Source organism: Anaerotruncus sp. (assembly GCF_057433415.1).
The window spans coordinates 1-16,868 of the sequence record NZ_DBMDHH010000032.1; the positions used below are offsets into that span (position 1 = coordinate 1).

20 protein-coding genes and 1 tRNA gene are annotated in these 16,868 nt (G+C 64.8%); 13 read left to right on the forward strand and 8 right to left on the reverse strand.

Annotated features, from left to right (window positions below):
* Window positions 1–135: 135 nt before the first annotated feature.
* The 11 genes from ACZO3G_RS09615 (at window position 136) to ACZO3G_RS09665 (ending at window position 5,918) form a co-directional block, all read left to right on the forward strand.
* Window positions 136–516: a hypothetical protein gene (locus tag ACZO3G_RS09615; protein ID WP_101548452.1), complete on the forward strand. Its 381-nt coding sequence runs from the start codon at window positions 136–138 to the stop codon at window positions 514–516.
* Window positions 513–899 (forward strand): hypothetical protein, encoded by a 387-nt coding sequence (locus ACZO3G_RS09620; protein ID WP_101548450.1) that lies wholly within the window; start codon window positions 513–515, stop codon window positions 897–899. The genes ACZO3G_RS09615 and ACZO3G_RS09620 overlap by 4 nt, the downstream gene beginning before the upstream one ends.
* Window positions 893–1,246 (forward strand): hypothetical protein, encoded by a 354-nt coding sequence (locus tag ACZO3G_RS09625; protein ID WP_121587147.1) that lies wholly within the window; start codon window positions 893–895, stop codon window positions 1,244–1,246. The genes ACZO3G_RS09620 and ACZO3G_RS09625 overlap by 7 nt, the downstream gene beginning before the upstream one ends.
* Complete coding sequence (locus ACZO3G_RS09630) at window positions 1,243–1,617, forward strand: hypothetical protein (protein WP_276873842.1); 375 nt, start codon at window positions 1,243–1,245, stop codon at window positions 1,615–1,617. Before ACZO3G_RS09625 ends, ACZO3G_RS09630 begins: the two co-directional genes overlap by 4 nt.
* Complete coding sequence (locus ACZO3G_RS09635; RefSeq protein ID WP_276873844.1) at window positions 1,614–2,591, forward strand: hypothetical protein; 978 nt, start codon at window positions 1,614–1,616, stop codon at window positions 2,589–2,591. The genes ACZO3G_RS09630 and ACZO3G_RS09635 overlap by 4 nt, the downstream gene beginning before the upstream one ends.
* A gap of 17 nt (window positions 2,592–2,608) precedes the next feature.
* On the forward strand, window positions 2,609–2,962 hold the full coding sequence (locus tag ACZO3G_RS09640; RefSeq protein ID WP_277138736.1) for a hypothetical protein: 354 nt from the start codon (window positions 2,609–2,611) through the stop codon (window positions 2,960–2,962).
* Complete coding sequence (locus ACZO3G_RS09645; RefSeq protein WP_172439118.1) at window positions 2,959–4,011, forward strand: baseplate J/gp47 family protein; 1,053 nt, start codon at window positions 2,959–2,961, stop codon at window positions 4,009–4,011. Before ACZO3G_RS09640 ends, ACZO3G_RS09645 begins: the two co-directional genes overlap by 4 nt.
* Before the next feature lie 3 nt (window positions 4,012–4,014).
* Window positions 4,015–4,581 (forward strand): hypothetical protein, encoded by a 567-nt coding sequence (locus ACZO3G_RS09650; protein WP_276872602.1) that lies wholly within the window; start codon window positions 4,015–4,017, stop codon window positions 4,579–4,581.
* 135 nt (window positions 4,582–4,716) lie between these two features.
* The gene (locus ACZO3G_RS09655; protein ID WP_276872603.1) at window positions 4,717–5,184 is read left to right on the forward strand and encodes a hypothetical protein; all 468 of its coding nucleotides are present in this window, start codon (window positions 4,717–4,719) and stop codon (window positions 5,182–5,184) included.
* A gap of 136 nt (window positions 5,185–5,320) precedes the next feature.
* A complete protein-coding gene (gene rpsT, locus ACZO3G_RS09660) occupies window positions 5,321–5,581 on the forward strand; it encodes a 30S ribosomal protein S20 (RefSeq protein ID WP_101548436.1) in 261 nt (86 codons plus the stop codon).
* Between the two features lie 169 nt (window positions 5,582–5,750).
* Window positions 5,751–5,918 (forward strand): hypothetical protein, encoded by a 168-nt coding sequence (locus ACZO3G_RS09665; RefSeq protein ID WP_158595660.1) that lies wholly within the window; start codon window positions 5,751–5,753, stop codon window positions 5,916–5,918.
* A 48-nt stretch (window positions 5,919–5,966) separates the two neighbouring features.
* Here the strand turns inward: ACZO3G_RS09665 and ACZO3G_RS09670 are convergent, their stop codons facing one another.
* A complete protein-coding gene (locus ACZO3G_RS09670) occupies window positions 5,967–6,830 on the reverse strand; it encodes a pyridoxamine kinase (RefSeq protein ID WP_101548434.1) in 864 nt (287 codons plus the stop codon).
* A gap of 153 nt (window positions 6,831–6,983) precedes the next feature.
* On the opposite strand from ACZO3G_RS09670, the gene ACZO3G_RS09675 reads away from it, so the two are divergent.
* Entirely contained in the window at window positions 6,984–7,160 is a 177-nt protein-coding gene (locus ACZO3G_RS09675; RefSeq protein ID WP_158595661.1) for a hypothetical protein, read from the forward strand.
* Window positions 7,161–7,219: 59 nt separating this feature from the next.
* On the opposite strand, the gene ACZO3G_RS09680 is transcribed toward ACZO3G_RS09675, so the two are convergent.
* Window positions 7,220–8,590 carry a TrkH family potassium uptake protein gene (locus ACZO3G_RS09680; protein WP_243107458.1) on the reverse strand — a complete coding sequence of 457 codons (1,371 nt, stop codon included), beginning with the start codon at window positions 8,588–8,590 and terminating at the stop codon, window positions 7,220–7,222.
* A gap of 50 nt (window positions 8,591–8,640) precedes the next feature.
* A complete protein-coding gene (locus ACZO3G_RS09685) occupies window positions 8,641–9,063 on the reverse strand; it encodes a bis(5'-nucleosyl)-tetraphosphatase (protein WP_121587185.1) in 423 nt (140 codons plus the stop codon).
* Between the two features lie 238 nt (window positions 9,064–9,301).
* Between ACZO3G_RS09685 and ACZO3G_RS09690 the strand changes: the two genes are divergently transcribed.
* A tRNA-Arg gene (locus tag ACZO3G_RS09690) sits at window positions 9,302–9,378 on the forward strand.
* 226 nt (window positions 9,379–9,604) lie between these two features.
* Here the strand turns inward: ACZO3G_RS09690 and ACZO3G_RS09695 are convergent.
* The 5 genes from ACZO3G_RS09695 to ACZO3G_RS09715 form a co-directional block, all read right to left on the reverse strand.
* On the reverse strand, window positions 9,605–10,789 hold the full coding sequence (locus ACZO3G_RS09695; protein WP_276872604.1) for a S8 family peptidase: 1,185 nt from the start codon (window positions 10,787–10,789) through the stop codon (window positions 9,605–9,607).
* A 203-nt stretch (window positions 10,790–10,992) separates the two neighbouring features.
* Window positions 10,993–12,402, reverse strand: coding sequence for a Sapep family Mn(2+)-dependent dipeptidase (locus tag ACZO3G_RS09700; RefSeq protein ID WP_276872605.1), 1,410 nt, complete (start codon window positions 12,400–12,402; stop codon window positions 10,993–10,995).
* Window positions 12,403–12,463: 61 nt separating this feature from the next.
* Window positions 12,464–13,846, reverse strand: a complete 1,383-nt coding sequence (locus ACZO3G_RS09705; RefSeq protein ID WP_101548428.1) for an MmgE/PrpD family protein — start codon at window positions 13,844–13,846, stop codon at window positions 12,464–12,466.
* Between the two features lie 46 nt (window positions 13,847–13,892).
* Window positions 13,893–15,203 carry an MFS transporter gene (locus tag ACZO3G_RS09710; protein ID WP_101548426.1) on the reverse strand — a complete coding sequence of 437 codons (1,311 nt, stop codon included), beginning with the start codon at window positions 15,201–15,203 and terminating at the stop codon, window positions 13,893–13,895.
* A gap of 99 nt (window positions 15,204–15,302) precedes the next feature.
* Window positions 15,303–16,790 (reverse strand): sodium:solute symporter family protein, encoded by a 1,488-nt coding sequence (locus ACZO3G_RS09715; protein WP_172439117.1) that lies wholly within the window; start codon window positions 16,788–16,790, stop codon window positions 15,303–15,305.
* Between the last annotated feature and the right edge of the window lie 78 nt (window positions 16,791–16,868).

A 16,868-nucleotide genomic window follows, 5' to 3' on the forward strand; every position in this document is an offset into this window, starting at 1 on the left:
CCGGCCGCCCCGGGTCGCCGCCCACCCGGACGACGCGTCCGTCTGCGTGGCGACGCTGTCGCTGCGGGTCGCGCCCGAGATCAACCAGATCGTGATCGCGGCCGACATCGTGGTTTAGAGCGGAAGGAGGACAAAATGGCATTTATCAGTTTCCCGACAAGCAAGGACATCTACATCGAGGTGGACGGCCGCCGCCTGGCCACCGCCCAGAGCTACAAGGCCAAATCCACCCGCGAGAGCCGCTATGTCGAGGCGTTCGGTTCGGCGGAGCCGGTGGGCACCGTGGGCGGGCGCATCCGCCACGTGCTCGAGCTTGTGCGGGTGGTCGTCTCCCCCGCCTCCGACGTGGACTTCTTTTCCCTCGAGGACTTCAACGTCGTCATCGTGCGGCCCGACGGCAAAATCATCTATTCCGGGTGCCAGTGGTCGGCGATCGGCGAGGACGCCCCGCTGGGCGACCTCGTCTATGAGAGCCTCACCCTCGTGGCGCGTTCGCGCATGGAGGTGCGGTCATGAGGCGCGGCGCGGCGGAGCGTTTCACCGTCCCCTTTGAGGGGCGCGGCGTCCATTTTTGCAGGCAGAACGCCGCCCAGCGCCTTTCCCACCGTCAGCGCGCCTGCGCGATGATGCCCCGGCTCGGAAAGCGGGGGCTGGGCGGCGAGGAGGCCTACGCGCTCGCCTACAACTGCGTGCTGCTCTGGCAGACGCTCGACGGGCCCGACCGGCTGCGCACCCCCGCGGGGGCGCTGCGCCGGTACACCCTCGGGCAGATCGCCGGGCTCTGCCGCCTCTACTGGGCGCAGGGGGACCTGCCCTTCGGCGGGGCGGAGGAGGACGGCTTCGACCGGGAGGAATATTCCTTCAACGAGAGCTTTTCGGAGGAGGAATTCCCATGCTGAACCTTGACGCCGAGCTGGCCGAAAACCTCAAGGTCTATTCCGACTACACGAAATCCCGCGCGGCGGTCAACTACCCCGCCAAAATGGACGTTCCCATGGTGTGGGACCGCTATCTGGACACCGCGCGGCCGGTGGGGGACGGGCTCTCCACCGGGCAGGCCGCGTACACGCCCGCCCTGCCGGACTATGAGGCCGCGGGGTTTGAGGACGCCTCCCCCGCCCCGGTGGGGTGGCGGGTCTCCGGCGAGGGGGAGGGAGGCCTGCTCGGGCAGCTCAACGACCGCCTCAAAACCCAGGCCCGGCGCTACCCGCACCCGATCACCAACGAAATGGAGGACTTCTCATGAGCAGGATGCAGTATGGGGAGTTCGTCTTCCCGCACAATCCCAGGCGGATCGAACTGAGCTATACCGGGACCCTCGCGCCGCAGGTCTTCCCCGGCTGCGGCGCGGCGGTGCAGGAGCTCGGCCCCCGCTGCCGCGTCGCAAGGTGCGAGGGGGAGGTCTTCGCCCCCACGCCCGAGGGCGCGGCGGCAAAGCTTGCGGAAATCTCCGCGGCCTGCACGGGCGGCGGGTTCGCCCTCCTCTACCTGCCCGCGGGCGGCAGCTTTGAGGCCGCCGTCTCCCGCTTCGCCTACACGGCGCAGGGGGACGGGCGGGTGCTTACCTACACGCTCGAATTCGTCGAGCGCGCCGCACAGAGAGGGGTGGGCGCATGACCGAGCTGACCGGCGAATGGTCCTGCACGGTGAAGGATTCGGCGGATAACGCCGTTTTGCTGCCCGCGCCGCTCGAATGGGAAATCGTCAAATCGCTCGACTCGCCCGCGCACTCGTTCGAGGGGATTTTCCCCTGCGTGCGCGCCTGCGGAGACCTGCGCTCCGTCGAGGTGAAAATCGGCGGGCGGACGCTCTTTTCCGGCAGGCCCGACGAGGCGGCGGTCACCGAGGACGCGGACGGGCGGCGGCTCAAGCTGATCGCACGCAGCATCGGCGCGGTGCTGCTCGACAACGAGGCCCTGCCGCAGACCTATACCACCGGGCTTTCCCTCACCGAGCTCTTCGACGAGCACATCCGGCCCTACGGCTTCTCCACACTGATCACCGACTTCGACGTCTTCTTCAACCAGTACCAGATTTTGAAGGGGACGAGCGAATGGGAGGCGCTTTCCAACTTCTTTCGCAACGGGAGCCAGGGGATCGCCCGCATCGACGACGCGGGACGGGTCGTCTGCAAGATGAATCCCGGCGAGGGAAGCTTCCATCGGATCTCCAACCGGGTCGCGGGGGCCCAGCGGTACACATGCCTCAAGATCACCGACAACCGCTACTCCCCCATCACCCGGTTCGTCATCCGCGACGACGACGGCGCGTACAGCTACGCCTACAACAACCCCGAGGCCTCCGCGCTCGGGCTCGTGCGCAAGCGGTACCTCATTCCGTCGGTCGAGTACACGCTGACCCCCACCGGCGGCCAGATCGACGCGATGCTGCGCATCCGCCGTTCAATGCTCGGCAAGCGGGTGGTCACCGTCACCTGCCCCGGACTGCTCGATATCTCGGTCTGCGACACCGCGTCCGTGTCGGGCGGATATGAGACCTTTGAGGGGCTGCTGGTGCACCAGGTGCGGCACCGGCTCGCTTCCTCCGGCGCGTCGACCGAGCTCACGCTCGTCGACCGCGGCTACCTGTAGGAAAAGGAGGGCGTATAATGGACGCTTTGCTCATTGACGGCGGGCACCTCTGCGATTCTCTCGGAAGCCCCGTCATGGTCGGCGGCGAACGGGAGCTTTTGCAGCGCGCCGCCATCCGGCTCGCGGTGAGGCGGGGAAGCCTGCCCCACGATCCCGCCTTCGGCAGCACGCTGCACCGCCTCGACGCGGACGGCCCCGCCGGAGCCCGCGACGCGCGGGCGCTCGCCGACGCGCGCCTGGCGCTCGCCCCCCTGCCGCAGTTCGAGGTCCGCGCGGCGGAATGCGCGTGGGAACCCGGCGCGCGGCGGCTGACGGTGCGGGTCACCCTCGCGCTGGCGGGGCGGGACTATCAACTGGAGGTGGACATATGAACGAACAGGAGTTTTACCGCGCGATGACCGCACGTTACAGCGCGCTTTCCGGCTTCGTCCCCGACGAGGCGTCGGACATCGCGCTGCGCTTTCACGCGCTGGCGGGCGAGCTCGCGGACTTTTCCGCGCGGCTCGACGAGGCCGCGCGGCAGTCCGACCCGCTGACCGCGAAGGGCGAGGCGCTCGACGCCCTCGCCGCGCTGCGGGGGATTTCCCGCAGGCCCGCCGCGCACGCCGCCGGGGAACTCACCTTTACCCGCGCGCCGGGAACGGCCGGGGAGGTTCCGATCCCGGCGGGGACCGCGTGCGCGGCCCCGGACGGGCGGGTGTATCTCACCACGGACGCGGGAAGCATCCCCGCGGGGGAGACGTCCGCCACGCTGGCGGCGCGGGCCGCCCTGGCGGGCCGCGGCGGCAACGCCGCCGCGGGCAGCGTCACGCTGCCGCGCCGCCTCGCGGCGGGAGTCGCGGCGGTGGAGAACGGCGCGCCCTTTGCCGGCGGGACGGACGCGGAGGGGGACGATTCGCTGCGCCGCCGCCTGCTCGCCGCCTGGGCCCGCCCCGCGAACGGCGTGAACGGCGAAAGCTACCGCGCGGCAGCCGAGGCGTGGCCGGGTATCGGAAGCGCGGCCGTATGCGCGGGAGAACGTCCCGGTTCCCTCACCGTCTATGCGGCGGCGGACGGAGCGCCGGCCGTCCCGGAGGCGGTGCTTGCCGGTCTGTCGGAGGCGCTCGGCGGGATGCGCGCCCCCTGCGACACGGTCACGGTCGAAAGCGCCGAGGCGGTCGCCGCCGGCGTCTCCATTGAGATCGAAGCCCCGGCGGAATGCTTTTCCGAGGTGCGGGAGGCCCTGCTCGGCCGTGTCCGGGAGACGCTCGACCGCATGCCGGTCGGCGCGGGGCTGCCCGTGGCGCGCCTCTGCGCGCTCGCAATGGACCGCGAAGAGGTGACCAACTGCCGCGTCCTGCTGCCCGCCGCCGACCTGGCGGCCGGCCCGGCGCAGGTGCTGCGGGCGGGGGAACTCTCCGTCACGCGGATGGGAGGGTAAGCGATGGGGCTCTTTCCCCGGACGGCCGCGACCGGCCTCTATGACCTGAGACCCGGCGGATCCGTCTTCCGTGAGCTTTCGGCCTACGAAGCGGCGTTCGCGCTGCTCTCCTCCGCGCTTGAGCGCTGTGAGGCGTCCTTCTTTTCCCCGCGCGCGGACCGCGCGCAGCTCGAGCGCCTCTGCATCCTCTGCGGCTTTCGCGTCCCCGCCGGCATGGAGCTTTCCACGCTGCGGGAGGCTTCCGCCGCGCTGGCGCGCGGCCCGGGCTGCACGCCCGGGGCGCTCGAATCCCACTTTCGCGCGCTCGGCGCGGACCTCTCCCTGCGCGAACAGGGCGGGCAGAACCGCGTCCTCGCTGAGGGGTTGGGCGCGGGCGGGCTCATCCCGGACAACGCGGCGCTCCTCCGGCTGCTCGCGGCGCTGCTGCCCGTGAGCGTCGGCGCGGCGGACAACTTCGGCAGCCTCTCGTGGGAACGGCTGGACGCGTCCGGCCTCACCGCCGCGCAGCTCGATGAAAAGGACCTGGCCTGGGCGGAGATCGACGCCGGGCAGCTCCCGGAAAACCGTTGACCGGGCGAAAAACCAGCCGCCGCGGGCGGCTGCCCCGCGCGGCTTTGCCGTGCGGGAGGCGGGCGTCATGCCCGCCGTTTTTCGCCCCCGCGCCCCCCGGCCGGGGCACGCCAACCTGAAAAAGGAAGTGAAGCAATGGCAAGCACCAACACCACGGAACATCTGCAGCTCAACCAGTGGAGCGGCACCGACCGGCCCAAGATGGCCGACTTCAACGCGGACAACCAAAAGATCGACGGGGCGCTCCACGCCCATACGGCCGACGGTGCCGCGCACGTCTCCGCGCAGGAACGCGCGGCGTGGACGGGAGCCGTCCCGGTGCTCGGCAGCTACGAGGGAGACGGACAGCCCATGCAGGAAATTTCCCTCGGGTTCTCCCCCGCCTTCGGAATCGTCTTTGCCGCCGGTGAAAACCCCTTCCAGCCGGTCGACCAGACCACCGTCGCCCTCCGGGCGGCCTTTCTCGCCGGCGGCGGTTCTTCACAGGCCGCGCTGGTCACCGAGACGGGGTTTTCGGTGCTCAGTTCGGCAACGCCCGTCTCCGGACGGGTCGCCGCCCTCAACGAGGCGGGCGTCACCTATCAATATCTGGTCTTTCGCTAAAAAAGAGGGGCGGCGCGGTGCGCCGCCCCTCTTTTTTGCAGGAAAAATTTCTTGCGGGGTATTGCATTTTTTCAAAAAAGATGCTATCATAACTTGTACTGTCTGATGATATCCAGCGGACAAGGAGGTGTGAACCATGCCGAATATCAAATCTGCGAAAAAAAGAGTGCTCGTTGCCCAGAAGAAGGCGCTTGAGAATAAAGCGGTCAAGACCAACCTCAAAACCGTGCTGAAGAAGGCGGATGCTGCGGTTGCCGCCGGTGCCGCCGATTCTGCCGACGCGATCCGCGTCGCGATCAAGAAGGTCGACCAGGCCGCTTCGAAGAACATCCTGCACAAGAACGCCGCCGCGCACAGGAAGTCCGCGCTTATGAAGAAGCTCGCCGCCGCCAAATAAGCGGCTCCATGCAGCCTTTTCTCTGTGACACTGTCACCTCCGGTGGCAGTGTTATTTGTTTTTCCGGGCCGCGCGGGGCCGCCCGGCCCGGTTGACGGTTTTCCCATTTTGCGGTATCATAGTAGCTGGTGAAAATTTCGGCGCCTCGCGCGCATGGAGGGGAATCCCGATGGATCGCAACGACAAACGCTTTCTTTCCCTGTTGTGGCTGGTGGTCCCGGTCGCGCTTGCCGTTCTGGTATGCTGCGTCACGGCGGGGTATTCCATCTACCGCCGCGCCGTGGAACGCGCCTACCACGAAACCAGCTGGGGCGGCGGGAACGATCTGCCCTTCTGAATCCGAATAAAAAGCCCCCGACTCATGGAGCCGGGGGCTTTTCAATGTTTAAAGCGGCTTGTAGCCCTTGAGGATCTCATCGTGGGTCAGCCAGCCGAGGCACCGCTCGAACATGACGCCGTAGCGCGTGTCGGTCCCATAGCTGAAGGTCGTCTTGATCGCCAGCTCGACGAACCGGGTCGCGCGCGCCATCGCGATCGGAAAGCTGTCCCCCCTGAGCATCGCGCCGGTGAGCACGCTCGCGAAGATATCTCCCGTGCCGGGATAGGCCGCCGGGACATATTCGTACCCCACGTACCAGAAGGCGTTGCGCCCGCGGTCGTAGCCCACGGCCGCGCACTCCCCCGACGCCAGTTCCACGCCGGTGATCACCACGTGGCGCGGGCCGAGCTCTCCCAGCCGCGCGAGCATGCTTTTGAGCGGCTGGCGCGCGAGGGGTTCGGGACGGTAGGGCTCGCCGAGCAGGATGGCCGCCTCGGTCGGGTTGGGGGTGATGACCGCCGCGCTGCGCACGAGGCTGCGCATCCGCTCCATCAGCGCGGGGGTACAGGTGCGGTAGGGCTTGCCGTGATCCCCCATCACCGGGTCGACGACGGCCAGCGCGTCCGGCCACGCCGCGATGAACGCGGCCACGTCGTCCGCCTGCGAGGGGTTGGAGAGAAAGCCGGAATAGATCCCCTCGAACCCGAGCTCCAACCGCTGGTAATGTTCGAAGCAGGGGCGGATATAGTCGGTCAGGTCGCGGTATTCCACCTCGCCCAGCCCGCCCGTATGGGTGGAGAGGACCGCCGTCGGCACCGGGCAGACCTGGATCCCCATCGCGGAGAGCGTGGGGGTCACGACGGCGAGCGAGCTCCGGCCGAAGCCGGCCAGCCCGTGGATGGCCGCGACGCGCGGCGGACGGTCCGTCATAACATTCACCTCTCAAAATTGGAATTCATTTCCTCGGATAGCCGTTTCCAGAAAGTTTGCGTAATCGCTCCGCCGCGCGCAGGGCATACTGTCAGTATGGGACGCATCGGGTGCGTTCCGCGGAACCAACTAAATTTACGGAGGTGCAATCCTATGAACAAAACGGCGGCGACAGCGGTGACCGGCGTGGCGGTGGCAATGGCGGCGGGTACCGCGGCTTATATGATGAACCACAAAAAGAACCCCGGCAAAAAGCTCAAGCAGAACGCGACCAAGGCGATCAAGACCCTCGGCACCGTGCTGGACAGCGTGGAGTATATGATGCGGTAAATGCCCATCGGCGGAAATTGCCGTTCGTCAGAACGGCAATTTTTCATGCAACAACGCCCTCAGCCGATCTGGATCTTCCCGACCGGCAGAATTTCCTTGCGGTTGGCGGTGGGGCGCATGGCCAGCGCGAGGAAGAAGGTCACCGGCCCGAGGCGCCCGATATACATCTCGAAGATGAGCAGGATGCGCGACAGGGTGCTGGCGACCGCCGAGATGCCCGCCGAAAGCCCGACCGTCGCGAATGCGGAGACGCTCTCGAAAAGCGCGTCCACGCCGGTGACCGCGTGGGTGCCGCTCATCGTGGCGACGATGCAGGCGGCGGTGATCGTGACCGCGAGAATCCCCAGGATCATGACGGCCAGCGATTTATAGACCGCGCTCTTCTCCACCTTGCGGCGGAAGATGACGGTGTCCTCGTCGCCGCGCACGACGCTATAGACGGTCATAAAGATGACCGCGAAGGTCGTGCACTTGATGCCGCCGCCCGTCGAGCCGGGCGCCGCGCCGACAAACATGAGCAGCGAGGAGAGGATCTTGGTGATGTCGTGCATCGGCTCGAGCGGGAAGACGTTGAAGCCCGCCGTGCGGCAGCTCACCGAATGGAACCATGCCGCGCCGAGCCGCTCCCCCGTTCCGGAAAGCCCTCCCAGGGTGAAGGGGTTGTTCCACTCGCAGACGGCGGTAAACGCCATCCCCACCAGGATGAGGGAAACGGTGGAGACGATGACGATGCGGGTGTGGAGCAGCAGCTTTTTGGTGCGCCGGTACTGGAGCAGGTCGTGGATGACGATGAAGCCGATGCCGCCCACAATGATGAGCAGCCCCACCGTGCCGACGACGATCGGGTTGCCCACGTAGCCGGTCAGCGATACATACGGTTCCGCCCGCCCGAAGATGTCGAACCCGGCGTTGCAGAAGGCGGAGACGGAGGTGAACACCGAGATGAAGATGCCCTCCGCCCCGAACTCGGGCACGAACACGGTCGCCAGCAGGAGCGCGCCCGCCGTCTCGACGGTCAGCGCGGTGATCATGACCACCTTCATGAGCTGGTTGATGTCCGGGCCGGTGGACGCGACCGATTCCTGCGCGAGGTGCATCCCGCGCAGGCCGAGCTTGCGGCCGATCGCGATGTTGAAGAAGGTGGTCAGCGTCACGAGTCCCAGGCCGCCGATCTGGATGAGCGCGAGGATGACGCACTGCCCGAAGGCGGACCAGTAGGCGTAGGTGTCGTGCACGACCAGCCCGGTCACGCAGGTCGAGGAGGTCGCCGTGAACAGGCAGTCGAGAAAGGGGGTGAAGGCGCCCGCACGGCTGGACACGGGGAGCATCAGCAGCAGCGTCCCCACGAGGATGACCGCGGCAAAGCTCAGCGTGATCGTGCGCGTGGGGAAGGAGAAGAGCCAGCTCCTCCGGATAGGTTGTCGATCCAAATCAGTTCGCCTGCGCTTTCGTAATCATTCGGAAAAGCCGACGCGCCCGTTTAGTGCTCCCGGTCCTTTGCCAAAAACCGCTTGGCCTCGTTGATGAGGTTTTTGTCGTTGCGGAAGGTGACCATCCCGTCCGCGTCGTCCAGCAGGCACCACTGGTACTCGCTGATTTCCTCCTCCTGCCGCTTGACGGTGTCGTCCCCGCCCGGATAGCCGAGAAAGTAGACCACCTGCTTTTTGACGTGCGGCTTGGGGAAATACTCGACGCTCTGCCGGAAGCCGTCCCGCAGGTTGACGTCCAGCCCCGTCTCCTCCTTGATCTCCCGCAGCGCGGTCTGGTACTCGTTTTCCCCCGATTCCACATGCCCCTTGGGGAAGGACCAGTGCCCGCCGTTGCGGTGCTTGATGAGCAGGAGTTCCACCTTATCCTGTTTTTTGCGGTAGACAAGCGCCCCGCAGGATTTTTCGCGAATCATCCGTTTTTCCATTCCTCTCTTTTGCGGCGCCGAATCCGCGCCTGAGTCGCGCCGGCCGTCCGCGTGCCCGCGGGACTGCCGCGCCCGGTGCACAGCACCAGCATATACAGTTATTAATATATCACTTTTTATGGGTCTTTAAAAGTGGGTTTTGGATTTTTCTGCGAAAACGCCGAATCTGGCCCCCCGCGTTCGGTTGACAAAAATATCCCCCCGCATTATAATATTATGGTGTTATGCGCCCGTAGCTCAGTCGGATAGAGCGACCGCCTCCTAAGCGGTAGGTCGGAGGTTCGAATCCCCTCGGGCGCGCCAAAAAACCGAAGGCTTTGCCTTCGGTTTTTTTCATACTGACGTCCGATTTTCCGCCTCCGGCTCTAAAAACCTCCTGTCACCCCCGAAGGGGAAAGCGGCAGATGCCGTTCGGCGTGCCGCCGGAGGCGAACTTCTTAAAAAGCGGTTTTATTGCATTTCCGCTGGCTGGAAGCCGCGTTTCAGCCTTCGGAAGGAGGCCGTCCGCCGTTCTTTCACCGGTTCTGTTTTACAGGCGGTTGGCCAGTTCAAACATGGCGTTCACGTCCAGCGCGCCGCCGGTCAGGACCTTCCCGGCCAAGCCGGGGATTTTCACCGCGCTGGATAGGATGATGTTTTTGATCGTCGAGGCGGATAAGGCGGGCATATACGCCTTCAGCAAGGCCGCCGCGCCGGCGACATGCGGCGCGGACATCGAAGTGCCGTTCTTGGGCGTATACCCGCCCTGCAGGTCCAGGCTGAGAATACCGGTTCCGGGCGCGGCGATATCCACGCTTTCAAATCCATAATTTGAAAACCGCGCCAGGGTGTGATACGGGTCTATGGCCGCGACGGATAGGATGTTGCCGCTCGTGTAGGAGGCGGGATAGATGGGTGCGGCGTCGTTATTTGTGCCGGAGTTCCCCGCCGATGCTATAAACAATCCGCCGTACCGGTCGATCGCATCTTTCAATGCGCGCGAATAGGACCGGCCGCCCCAGCTGGCGTTGAGGATGGGGATCTCAAATTGATTCGCAAAATAGATCGCCGCGATGGCTGACGCGACGTCAAGGCCGAATTTCATGGAGACCGTCTTTACTTTCCAGCATACCCCGGCAATGCCGATCCCGTTGTTCCCCACTGCGCCTACGGTACCCGCGACATGGGTACCGTGTCCGTTCAAGTCCATGGAATAGCGATCGTTGCCGGCGAAATTCCACCCGTTCTCCAGCTGCCCGTCCGGTGAGGCCCACATGTTTGCCCGGATGTCCGGATGCGTATGGTCTATGCCGGTGTCTATCACGCCGACCGCGACTTGATCGCTCCCCGTCGTATAGTTCCATGCCGCGGGCGCGTGGATGTTTTGCAGCCCCCACAGCCGGCTGTTCAGCGGGTCGTCGGGAATCAAGTGAAGATCTTCCAGATAGTCCGGCTCCGCATACGCGACATGAGGATTGGCCGACAGCCGTTCGACCGCGTCGTCCACCGCGGCTCCATCCCTGCTGTTCAGATGGACCAGGATCAGATCCAATCCGCCGTCTTCGCCGCCCGTCCCGTTTGAACGAAATATGTACTCCGCTTTTTCATACGCAAGTTCGTTTAAAACACGGCCGGCCGCATCCCCGGACGCGTTTGGTGAATCGGGATCGCGATGGATGGCAACAATGATTTTTCCCGCCTCGTATGGATTGTGAGAGTCAGCGCCAAATTGCACAACTATACGCCCCCTTTGCTGGTTTTATTCTATGAGCGACCCCTTCCCTTTGTTACCGGCCGGGCGGATGGGACCGTCCCTTCTCCCTCATTGGTAAAATCCCATCGTCCCGTTCGGCCTATCGCCCATACACGAGGATCTTTACAAGATCCTTTTTCTTTGCCCCAACGCGGCCTTTTCCGATCCGCTTCGGGCAGGCTTCTTCAGCCGCCCAGCTCTTCCGGCTCCAGTCCCTGCATCCGCAGGACCGCCAGCGCGTAGACGAGGAAGCTCTCGTCCAGGGCGGACAGGCTGGTCCCCTCGTCGGGGCCGTGGCAGTCGCCCACAAAGTCCGGCTTGATTTCCTCCCCCGCCAGGCCCGGGCCGAAGCTCACCGCCCGCCGAAAGCACCGGGCGTAGGTGCCGCCGCCCCAGGCGTAGGCGGGGGCGGCGCTGCCGGTGACCTCCCTGTGCGCGTCCAGCAGCAGCCGGATCACCGGGTCCTCCTCCGGGATGAAGAAGGGCTCCGAGTAGTCGATCAGGGAAAACGCGGACCCCGCCGCGCCCGCCGCGGCCTCCAGGCGTTCCGCCAGCCCCGGGCCGGTGACGGCGGCGGGATAGCGGATGTTGATGTTCTGCCGGATGACGCCGTCCCGCATCCGGATCACCCCGCCCACGCAGGTCAGGGCGCCCAGCGCGTCGTCCTTACAGTCGACGCCCAGCCCCTGCCCATAGGGGGACAGGTGCAGCCGGTGCAGCAGTTCAAAGAAGGGGCGTTCGTCCTCGTCCGTCAGACCTTCGGTCAGCAGAAAGTCCACCAGCAGACCGATCGCGTTTTTCCCCCGCTCCGGCATGGCGCTGTGGGCCCCCACCCCATGAGCGGTGATTCGCAGGAGGCCGTCCTCCGTCGCCGCCTCGATCCCCTCGCGGCCCAAAGGCAGGCGGCCCCGGAATTTTACCAGGCAGACCGCCCGCTCGGGAATCATGTTGCTGGCCTCCCCCGCCTGGATATCCACCACGTTCCCTTCGAGCTTCGGGGAGACGAACTCCCCCTGGAAGAGCCCCTTTTCGCCGTTGCAGACCGGGAACAGCGCGTCGGAGGAGAGGCAGAAGAGGGGCTGGGGCTGGGCCGCCAGATAGGGGCCCACGTCCCCCATGCCGGTCTCCTCGTTGCAGCCCATCAGCGTCCGCAGGGTGTAGCGAAGTTTGATCCCGCTCTCCCGGAAGAATTTGGCCAGATACATGCAGTAGACCAGCGGACCCTTGTCGTCGTCCGTCCCCCTGCCGATCAGCCAGTCCCCCCGCCGCTCCATCCGGAAGGGCTCGAACGTCCAGCCCTCCCCGGCGGGCACCACGTCCAGATGGGCGATGGTGGCGATGTGCGCCTCCCGCTCTCCGGGCAGGTCGAACCAGCCCATGCAGTCCTCGTGGCTGTGGGGCTCAAAGCCCATCCGGACGGCGATCTCCAGAGCGCGGTCCAGTGCCCGGCGGGGTCCCTCCCCGAAAGGCGCACCCGGTGCGGGGCTCCCCTGCACGCTGGGGATGTCCACCAGCGCCCCGATGTCCGCGACGATGGCCTCCCGGTTTTCCCGCAGGAATTCCCGGGCTTTTTGAAGCAGTTCCGTTTCCTTCATCGTGATTCCCCCCTGACGGAACGGATGCCCCCTGTGCAGGGGGCATCCGGATGTAAATGGTTTATTTCCCGGCCAGCAGGGCGGTCAGGTCGTTGAGGTCCGCGCAGTCTTCGAGCTTCTCGACGCCGTCGGCGAATTTCGCCGCGTTTTCCGCGCCGATAAACTCCGCCGTCCGGGCGATAAAGAATTCCTTCTCCTCCGCCATCGTGAAGTTGTTGCGGGGATGTCCCTTGGGTCCGCGCAGCGTCTCGCTGAAGACCCGTCCGTCCCTGCAAACCACCTCCACCGTGGTTTCGGGGAAGGTGCCCTGCCAGAAGATCTCGAACATGTGCAGGCGGTTGGCCTGAGGGCCGAAGTATTCCACAATTCCGGAGAGCTCGTTGAGTTCCTTACTGGAGCGGCTCTCGAGGCTGTACCAGTCCTCCGACGGCTTTTTTCCGGTGAGGTAGCAGGCAAAGCAGTAGGGCAGGCTGTACTCCGCCTGGATGAGACCCATGGGCAGCGGGTTCTCGGCGCTGTAGATATCGATGATCGGGGAGACCCGCACCTTGGCGATGTCCGCGAGCGTCAGCTTTTCCCGGGTGCAGATGTTGTCCAGCCCGTCCAGCGGCGCCTGGACCCAGACGTTGGCGGGCCAGTGCTTCAGCAGCGTCTCGTTGATGTAGAAGGTCTTGCCCAGCTCTCTGTCCATCCAGTCCCAGTCGCACTTGTTGGAGACGTAGAGCCAGTAGCCGGTGTCCCCTTCCAGCCCGTCGGCGTAATATTCAAAGCCCTGCCGGGTGATCTCCGCGCTCTCCGCGCCACTCCTGCCCGCGATGCCGTGGGCGTAGTGGTAGATGTCCCCGTCGCCGTCCTTGCCCATGAGGGTGGGCGCCTGATAGGCGGCCAGCGAGATGCAGGCGGCCATCTGGGCGGCGTCCAGGCCCAGCATCTTGCCCGCCGCGACGGCGGACGCGAAGATCTGCCAGTTCACCAGCCCCCAGCCCCGTCCCTGGGCGAGGTAGGTGTCGAAGTCGGGCTGGACCGCCATGGCGATCCGCTGGTAGACCTCGTAGGCCGCTACGATGGCGGTGATCACTTCCCTGCCGCCGGCATGCTTCTGCTCGCCGTAGGCAAAGGAGGCCGGGATCGCCCCCGCCGAGGCGTGGCCGGTCCAGGTGCAGTCCTCCCAGTCGAGCACGTCGGCGGCGGTGCCGTTGGCATACACCGCGTCGGAGGGACTGACCCGCACGCCCTTGGCGCCCCAGATGGTGGCGTCCGGGCCGCTGCGGCGGGCCGCCGCAACGGCGGCCGCGTTCACGGTGGGGCTCATGTTGCTGCTGGCGATGCTGACGGCGATGGTGTGCAGGATGATCTTCTTGGCCTGCTCCACGACGTCCGCGGGCAGTTCCTCGTATTTCAGCCCGGCGGCGTAGTCCGCAAGGATTTTGGTGTATTCTTTCATAGCTGTTTACCTCCTGATATTGTAATGTGACGGGCGCGCGGGCGCTTTACGCCTGCTCCGCCGTTTGGGCCTCTCCCACGTATCCCTGGAAACCGGGGCGGGTCTCCACCCACAGAGGGTTCTTCTTGCTGGTGGCGACGAGGCCGAGGACCAGCAGGACCGCCGAAAATCCGCCGAAGATGGCGAAGACGGTGTTGTAGGAGCCCACGATGTCATAGGTGAAGTTGAGCAGCGGGAAGCCGAGGGTGCTGCCGATCGTCCGGAAGACCACCGAGTAGCTCATGAACTTGGAGTACTCTTTGAAGCCGAACACCTCGCGCATAAAGACGGGCAGCACGGTGAAGAGGATGATCCCCAGCCCCATGGAAAGCCCGATGACCGGCCCCAGGAAGGACATCGACGGCGTGATGACGAGCAGTGAGGCGATGGCGAGCAGGTAGCCGCCCACGCAGAGGGTGGTGCCGATCCGCACGCCCCAGCGGTCCATCGCCCACCCGAGAGGCAGCAGGAAGACCACCGAGCCGATGCTGAACAGGCCGACCACGTCGCCCGAAAACACCGTATCGAACCCGACCGTGCTCAGATGCGCCGGTACCGCGTAGACCACCGGGTAGACGATGAGGCCGGTGATAAAGGTCCAGAAATAGGCGCAGTAGAGCTTGGGGCTGCGCAGGGCGGACTTGAATTCCGCGCCGGGAAGCACGGACGCGTCCTCCTGCTTCCGGGCTTCCTCCCCGGACTTGCCCTTGATCCCCCACGGCTGGAGCTTTTTGTCGGATGGGCGGTCGCGGATGACGAGGAAGACCAGGATCGTCACCGCGAGGATCAGCCACATGGTGTAGAGCATTGAACTGCGCCAGCCGTCGTTTTCGATCCAGGAGGCGACCAGCTTCGAGGTGAAGAAGGCGCACAGGTTGCTGAAGGTGAACATCGCACTGATGATGGTGGCGCCCTTGCGCGCGAACCAGTTGTTGACGATGTTGCCCACGCTGACCTGGCTGAACAGCGGCCAGATGAAGCCGGAGGCCGCGGAGGCCAGGAAGATCATCGGCAGGTTGCCGGAGATCGCGTACAGGAGCGCCGCGATCGCCCCGGACAGCGCGCCCGCGGTGATGATATATCGAATTTTAAACTTTTTTTCGATCCTTGCATAGAGGAAATAAAGCACCGCCGACACGATCTCGTTGAAGGACTGCGTCAGGGAATAGGCCCCGCGCGAAATCCCCAGCTCCTCGGTGATCGGCACCATGTACAGGCCGAAGGCGTTGCTGAACAGGAATACCGCCGGCAGCGCGATGGCGTAGACCAGGACCACTAAAAACGCGTAATGAAACTTCTTATTGGACGTCTGTCCCATAAATACCCTCCTTTTTTCCTTAAAAACATTGTAACGATCGGGAACGTTCCCAATTTGAGGCGAAACAAATTCCTTCCACACACCGGCCCCGGCTGCGGGTCAGGACCCGGCCTTTTCCGCGCGGCGGAGGCTGCGGAATTTCTCCTGGAAATAGTAGGTGGCGTCGATCTCCGCCTGCGTGGGCGCCTTGCCGAACCTCTGCCCGACCAGGCACCCGGCCAGGCAGCAGGGCAGGCCGATCCAGATGGCATCGAGCCCGTGGGGTCTGCCGAGGATGGTCCAGACGAGGGCCGCCAGACCTCCCGCGACCATCCCGGTGATCGCGCCCTCGGTGTTCATCTTCTTGCTGAACCAGGCGAACAGGTAGGGAATCACCAGCGCGGCCGCGCAGATGGACATCACCACGTCCATCAGCTCCATGATCCCCTGGAACCAGAGGGAGAGGCCGATGCTGAAGACGGTGCAGAGGAGGATTCCCACGCGGCTCAGGAAGATGTCGTCCTTGTCGCTGATCTGTTTCCCTCTCGATTTCATGGCATGCTGGATCAGGTCCTTCGAGATGATCATCCCCCCGGCGAAAAGGGTGGAGGAGGCGCAGGACATGATCGTGGAGAGCACGCCGTAGAGCAGCAGGAGCCCCACCACGGGTCCCGCCTTCATCATGAGGGTGTAAAACACCATGTTGGGCTCCACGCCCGGCCCGAGCAGCACCTTGGCCGCGGCGCCCACATAGCAGGGGATCGCCAGAATGGGGAGTACGAGGAAGGTCCCCAGATAGAGGCCGCGCTTCGCGGATTTCACGTTTTTGGCCGAGGCCACCCGCTGCAGGTCGTCCTGGTTACCCACGATGACCAGCAGGCCCATCGTAATGCAGTAGTAGATCAGCTCCTTCACCCAGCCGAAGCCCTGGAAGAGGGAGAGCGCCTCCGGCTGCCCGGCCGCCTGGTAGTACTGCGCCACCGGCTGCCATCCCCCCAGGCTGAAGAGCACGAAGCCGAGGGCCAAAAAGGGACAGAGCGTCTGGAAGATCGACTGGATGAAGTTGGTGACCATGACGCTGAGGAAGCCGGAGATCGCCGTGTAGAACAGGATGATGACCGCCGATACCAGCACCCCGCGCAGATGGGACCACCCCAGGAAGGTGGTGAACAGGAACGCCAGGGCGTTGAACTGTAACCCCATCATCATGCAGTATTTCAGGGAGAATCCTATGCCCACGGGGTATTGGATGGCCCCGTCGTAGCCGGAAAAGCGCATTTGGTAGAACTCCGCGATGGTGAAGAGCTTCAGCGCCTTCAGACGGCTGGCGAAAAAATAGATCCAGGGCAGGGTGACGAGGTAGAGGCTGGCGTAGCTCCACCAGCTGACCACGCCCCCCGTGTAGCTGGAGGCACACAGACCGATAAGGCCGGCGCTCCCCACCCACGCCCCGATGCTGACCGCCGCGATGACCGTAGAGCCAAAGCGGTTTGCCGCGAGGCCGAAGTCCGCGATCGACTTTGTGGCCTGCCCCCGCAGCACGATGCCGATGACGACCATCGCCACCATGTAAATTGCCATGGCTGCAACAAAAAAGGTAGTGCTCACTTCTACTCCTCCCGATTGCAAAACGGGAACGTTCCCGTTTTGCGGCGCGGCCATTCCTCAAATTCGGCCGCAACACAC